6 protein-coding genes are annotated in these 5,063 nt (G+C 56.0%); all 6 read left to right on the top strand.

The genetic code is table 11. The features are described 5' to 3' along the window. On the top strand, positions 1-299 hold a 299-nt coding region (locus tag ADK28_RS21925), incomplete at its 5' end, for a phage GP46 family protein (protein ID WP_048796645.1). Between the two features lie 11 nt (positions 300-310). After that, the gene (locus ADK28_RS21920; protein ID WP_048796279.1) at positions 311-1,378 is read left to right on the top strand and encodes a baseplate J/gp47 family protein; all 1,068 of its coding nucleotides are present in this window, start codon (positions 311-313) and stop codon (positions 1,376-1,378) included. Beyond that, complete coding sequence (locus ADK28_RS21915; RefSeq protein ID WP_048796280.1) at positions 1,375-1,893, top strand: YmfQ family protein; 519 nt, start codon at positions 1,375-1,377, stop codon at positions 1,891-1,893. Before ADK28_RS21920 ends, ADK28_RS21915 begins: the two co-directional genes overlap by 4 nt. A 1-nt stretch (position 1,894) precedes the next feature. Further along, the gene (locus ADK28_RS33105; RefSeq protein ID WP_053091645.1) at positions 1,895-3,520 is read left to right on the top strand and encodes a phage tail protein; all 1,626 of its coding nucleotides are present in this window, start codon (positions 1,895-1,897) and stop codon (positions 3,518-3,520) included. Continuing rightward, a complete protein-coding gene (locus tag ADK28_RS21905) occupies positions 3,520-4,149 on the top strand; it encodes a tail fiber assembly protein (protein WP_048796644.1) in 630 nt (209 codons plus the stop codon). The genes ADK28_RS33105 and ADK28_RS21905 overlap by 1 nt, the downstream gene beginning before the upstream one ends. A 763-nt stretch (positions 4,150-4,912) precedes the next feature. Beyond that, a partial coding sequence (locus ADK28_RS30475; protein WP_161802725.1) for a DNA adenine methylase occupies positions 4,913-5,063 on the top strand: 151 nt, incomplete at its 3' end.

The raw sequence follows: 5,063 nt of genomic DNA, 5'->3' as shown, positions 1-5,063 counted from the left end.
CCACGCTGCAGAATGCGGTTTACCTGCGCCTGACGGTTCCGCTCGGCTCCTGGTGGGCGGACCCGACACTCGGCTCACGCCTCTACTTGCTGAAGCGGGAAAAAGACGTGGCGCGGGTGCGCACCCTGGCGCGCCAGTACGCCGAGCAGGCGCTGCAACCCATTCTCGACGATGGTCGCGCCAGCCGCATTACAGTCACTGCGCAGCACCCGGCGAACGGCTGGCTGATATTGCTGATTGAGGTGGAGCAGTCCAACGGGCAAATCATGCCATTTACCCACCGCGTAAGCGTCGCTTAAAAGGGGTTTACATGCCGCATATTATCCCCAGCGTCAGCGACATTCGCGACACTATCCTCCGAGACATCAAGAACCAGCTGCCGCAAGCCGACGTCGGCCCGGACAGTGATTTTTTTGTGCGTGCCAGCTCTGTGGCGAGTGCCGTGCGTGGCGTATACCAGGACCAGCAGTGGATTGCGCGGCAGATATTCCCCGATACCGCCGACCATGATTTTTTGCTGATGCACGCGCGGTTGCGTAACCTGACGCCGAAGCCAGCCACGCCGGCCGGTGGCCAGGCGCAGCTTAGTGGTACGCCCAACAGCCCGGTGGCCAGTGGGCTGACGTTCCGTTATGGCAACGGCCAGACAGGCACCACGCTCACCGGCGGCACGCTGGATGCCGGCGGTAAGCTGACCGTAAACGCCGCCGCCACTACAACCGGCATCGCCAGTAACGTCCCTGACGGTACGCCTGGCACGCTACTTATCGCACCCACAGGCGTCAGCTCACAAATCACGCTGAAGACCATGACTGGCGGCACGGATGATGAAAGCGACGAGTCCCTGCTGGCGCGCCTGCTGGAACTTATCCGCCAGCCACCGGCCGGCGGCAACAAGTATGACTATCACCGTTGGGCGATGGAAGTTCCTGGCGTTACGGCGGCTTACGTCTACCCGATGCGCCGTGGCCTGGGCACTGTGGATGTGGTCATTACCTCCGGCAATGACCTGCCGTCACAAGCCACCATCGACGCCGCTCAGGCGCATATCGATGACCTGCGTCCGGTCACGGCCAAAAACAGCCTGGTACTGGCCCCTACACCGCGCAGCGTAGATTTTCACATGCAAGTGGCGCTGGTCGGGCTGACACTGGCGGATGCGAAAGTCCAAATCCAGAACACCCTGGTCAGCTACTTCACGCAGTTGGCCCCTGGCGATACGGCAGTACTGTTCCAGATTGGGGCGCTGATTTCCGCCATTCCTGGTATCACCGACCTGAAAATTATCCTTCCGGCGGCGAACGTCACGCCGGTGGTCGATGAAGAACGCGTCGAATGGGTGCGCATGGGTGGTCTGATTGTGGAGCTGATGCCATGAGTTACGCCACGCTGCTTGGAAATCTTCTGCCGCCGGTGGCCTATGACCCAAACGGCGAACAGATAAAGGTTGAACACCACGCCGAAGGCAACGCCCTGCAGCAAGTAGAAGATGCTGCCCGGTGCGTCGCCCTGGGTATCGTCCCGCTGCAGATTAACGAGCTTATCCCGGACTGGGAGCGCGTCCTTGCTCTGACGCCAGCCCCGGATGCCTCGCCGCAAGAGCGCCTCACGCTGATAAAGGCGAAAATCAACACCACCGGTGGCCTGAGCCGCCCCTATTTTATCAATCTGGCCAAGAGCCTCGGCTACACCATCACCATCGATGAGCCGCAGCCATTTCGTATTGGCATCAATCGCATGGGCGACCGCCTTTACTCGCGCGACACCATCTGGATTTGGCGCGTCAACGTCCTGCATAGCGATAACCTGGTGAGCACGGCGCAATTGGAGTCGATGTTTCAGGACTTAAAGCCCGCGCATACGTTTTGCCATTTCATTTATAAAGAGGCGTGATATGCAGAATTTAATGCCGCCGGTAAATACGCCGGATAATTTATTTCACGATGGTAATGAAGCTACCGGCGTGGAGGGCACGATTTTATATGCCGACTTCATGAACGATAACCAGAGTGCTATTCGTGATATTCAGCAGGAAATGAAAAATGTTTTGGCTGACGCCGGTTTTCAGCCTGACCCCAGCAAACAAAATCAGCTATTACTGGCCATTAAAAAAATCATCGGCACTGTCGGAGGTGATGAATTTTTGCCACTAACGGGCGGCACCCTGACCGGGCCTTTGAATGCCAAGGGTTCAATTACCGTCCATGAGGACGACATCAACACCATTTCTGAATTCTTGTATACATACAATGAAGACGGTGTTGCGACGAAAAAAATCGGCATTAAAGCCATCTGCGATGCAGACGGCGCCGGCCACTGGGTCGTTGACGTCAACCCGGCAGCCAAGGGCGATAGTCGCGTACAGGCTTTAGGCATCGACGGCAAAAGCAAGCTCGTCGCGTCAATGAACGGTTTTCAGCTCTACGAAGGCACCGCGCGCGTATTCAGCCCCAACAATCCCCAACTGATGTTTGGCGTGGGCATGGGGCCGCAGCACAAGGCTGATGCCTACAGCAACATCGGTCAAATCTACCGAGTGAACAGCACCAGTACCAGCACACCTGGTGGTAGTGTCTACGGCGTGATCAGCCTGCCGTGCGATGGAGGGCCGTCTGGAAGCTATCTGGCTCTGGGGGGCAATGGTGAGGTCTGGGCGGGGCGTTCAACTACTGCCGCCGGCGGCATCACGTGGGTGAGAATTTTCACTACCGCCTACAAACCAACCCCTGCCGACATTAACGCGGTGGCAAAAACCGGCGACACCATGACCGGCTCGCTCACCACGCCTTACGTTGCGAGCACACCGGATGTAATGCCTGAAGGGGCTGGGGGCTATGCCGATCAACTAAACCTCAAAGCCCCATTTTATCAGCCCAACTGGCAGTGGGAGCCGAATACCGGAGGCATTTTCGTTCCAATAGCTAAAGGCACTTCAACTCGTAAAGGTCAGGGCTACCCTACGGCAGTCACCTATGGTTACCTGATGCCGGGCACTAATGAATTTGCTCATCCGACCATACACGTACGTGGTGATAATAATTTTGAATGTGTCTGGGACTTTAATCCACAATCCGGAGCTATCAGCAGTAAAGCGGGCACCGTTGCTGTTCTTGACCTCGATATACCGCCTGGGATTATCCATGCATGGCCGGGCGAGACACCGCCGACGGGGTGGCTTATGTGCAATGGCTCTTGGTTCAATACAAGCCAATGTCCTCGTTTGGCATGGGCTTTCCCCGGAGGGCAGTTGCCTGACCTTCGCGGCGCATTCCTGCGCGGTAAGGATAACGGCAAGGGCGTTGACCCCAACCGTGGGTTGTTGTCCATCCAACCCGGACAGGCTCCTGCGTCTGCTATTGGCGGCGGTGATTGGGGTAATTATGCCGGACGAGATACAGGCTATACCGTGGGAACAGGTACCGATAACACGGGATATTATCGAGTTAAACAGGAAACAGAGCAGCAGCGCGAGACCCGCCCCTACAACGTCGCCATCAACTACATCGTGAGAGCAGCATAATGACCACACCAAAATACAACCTCGATTTTGAACAAGCCGTTTTAGGCCCCGAAGGCTGGTCAACAACAGCCGGCTGGATATTGACGTATCAATGCGCCTACAGCACCACGCGTGAGTATACCTCCTGCTATTGGCAGTATTGTCCGCAAGGGGTTGGTATCGCTGCCGGCTCCTACACCGACAAGCCAACGCAGCCCACCGAGGACAACAAAGCCATTCGCCGCACAGAGGATGGGAAAGCTTGGGAGATAGTCGATGATTTTCGCGGTCAGCCAGCATTCAGCACAGAAACCGGTGAGCCGCAGACGATTGACTACCTGGGGTCGGTTCGCGACGGCTGGACGCTGCTCGCTCCACAAACTCCCTATGACAAGTGGGATGGCAAGAAGTGGGTGACCGACAAAGAAGCCCAGCACGCCGCCCAGGTTCAGGAGGCTGCCGAAAAGAAAACTCAGCTGATGAGCGAGGCCACCACCGCTATCGCACCGCTGCAAGATGCTGTTGATACAGGTATTGCCACGGAGGACGAAACGCGCCAACTCACAGCCTGGAAAACCTACCGTGCACTACTGAGTCGCATTAATCCTGAAGATGCACCCGATATTAAATGGCCCGACAAACCGGTGTAAGCAGACGACTCGCGATTATTTTTTATCGTGGAGGAATACATCGTCGAGCAACGCTACCGCGAAGGTCAATATCGAGATGGACGCAAGAGACAGGCAGGTGTAGAGCAGAAAATCGCAAATCATTTGTCGTCCTTACGAAAGATGGCGGTAGTGACACCAGGCACCAGGAACCCAAGTCGGCACGGCTAAAGAACCCTGATTATCCTGGCGTCACACCATTTGGAGGGCATTCAGCACCAAAACACCCCGATGTTGTACGCCCCTGTTTACTTTGATGCTGAATGCCACTTTTTGGGTGGTGACCAGAACCACATACGAGCACGCCTGCGGGACGGGCAAAGGGAATTCTGGTCACCGATTACGGTCAATATAGCCAGCGCAATGGCAGCAACTGGCTTGCCAGTATCCCCTTACACAAAGGATGAGAGGGATTGACCAGATGCTGCCATTGCGTTGGCGGCAGCACCGTGAGGACACCGGGAGGCCTAATCCCACTCACAGCGCTGCCTTATTGGGAGGTCGTTCATTCCCATGCGTGGGTATCCGCACGTCGGTAAAAACACAAAGATAACCCTCGCACCTCTGAGGGAACGAACAACCATGGGTGGTGCAGCCTGAAACCCTGGGGGAGAAAACAAGCTGTACCGTGCTTTATCTCAGATGATTAAGCGGCGCGAAATTTATCGACGGCAGGTGATGACAAGCAACAGTAATTAAGTTTCCGTATGTAACTAAACTAACTTGCAACTTAAGGTGGTGTGCGATGAAGGCAACAGCGTCCCCGATAATCCCCTGGGTGGGGGGCAAGCGTAAACTGGCTCGCCAAATAGTCCCATTATTTCCCGTTCACACTTGCTACGTTGAGCCGTTCTGCGGTGGTGCCGCCTTATTTTTCATGAAACCCCCATCGGATG

Origin of the sequence: Serratia sp. 506_PEND (genome assembly GCF_001076875.1) — a bacterium.
GTDB lineage: Bacteria > Pseudomonadota > Gammaproteobacteria > Enterobacterales > Enterobacteriaceae > Serratia > Serratia marcescens.
Note: the sequence above shows the minus strand (reverse complement) of the source record. Positions and strands in the feature narration are given on the sequence as shown.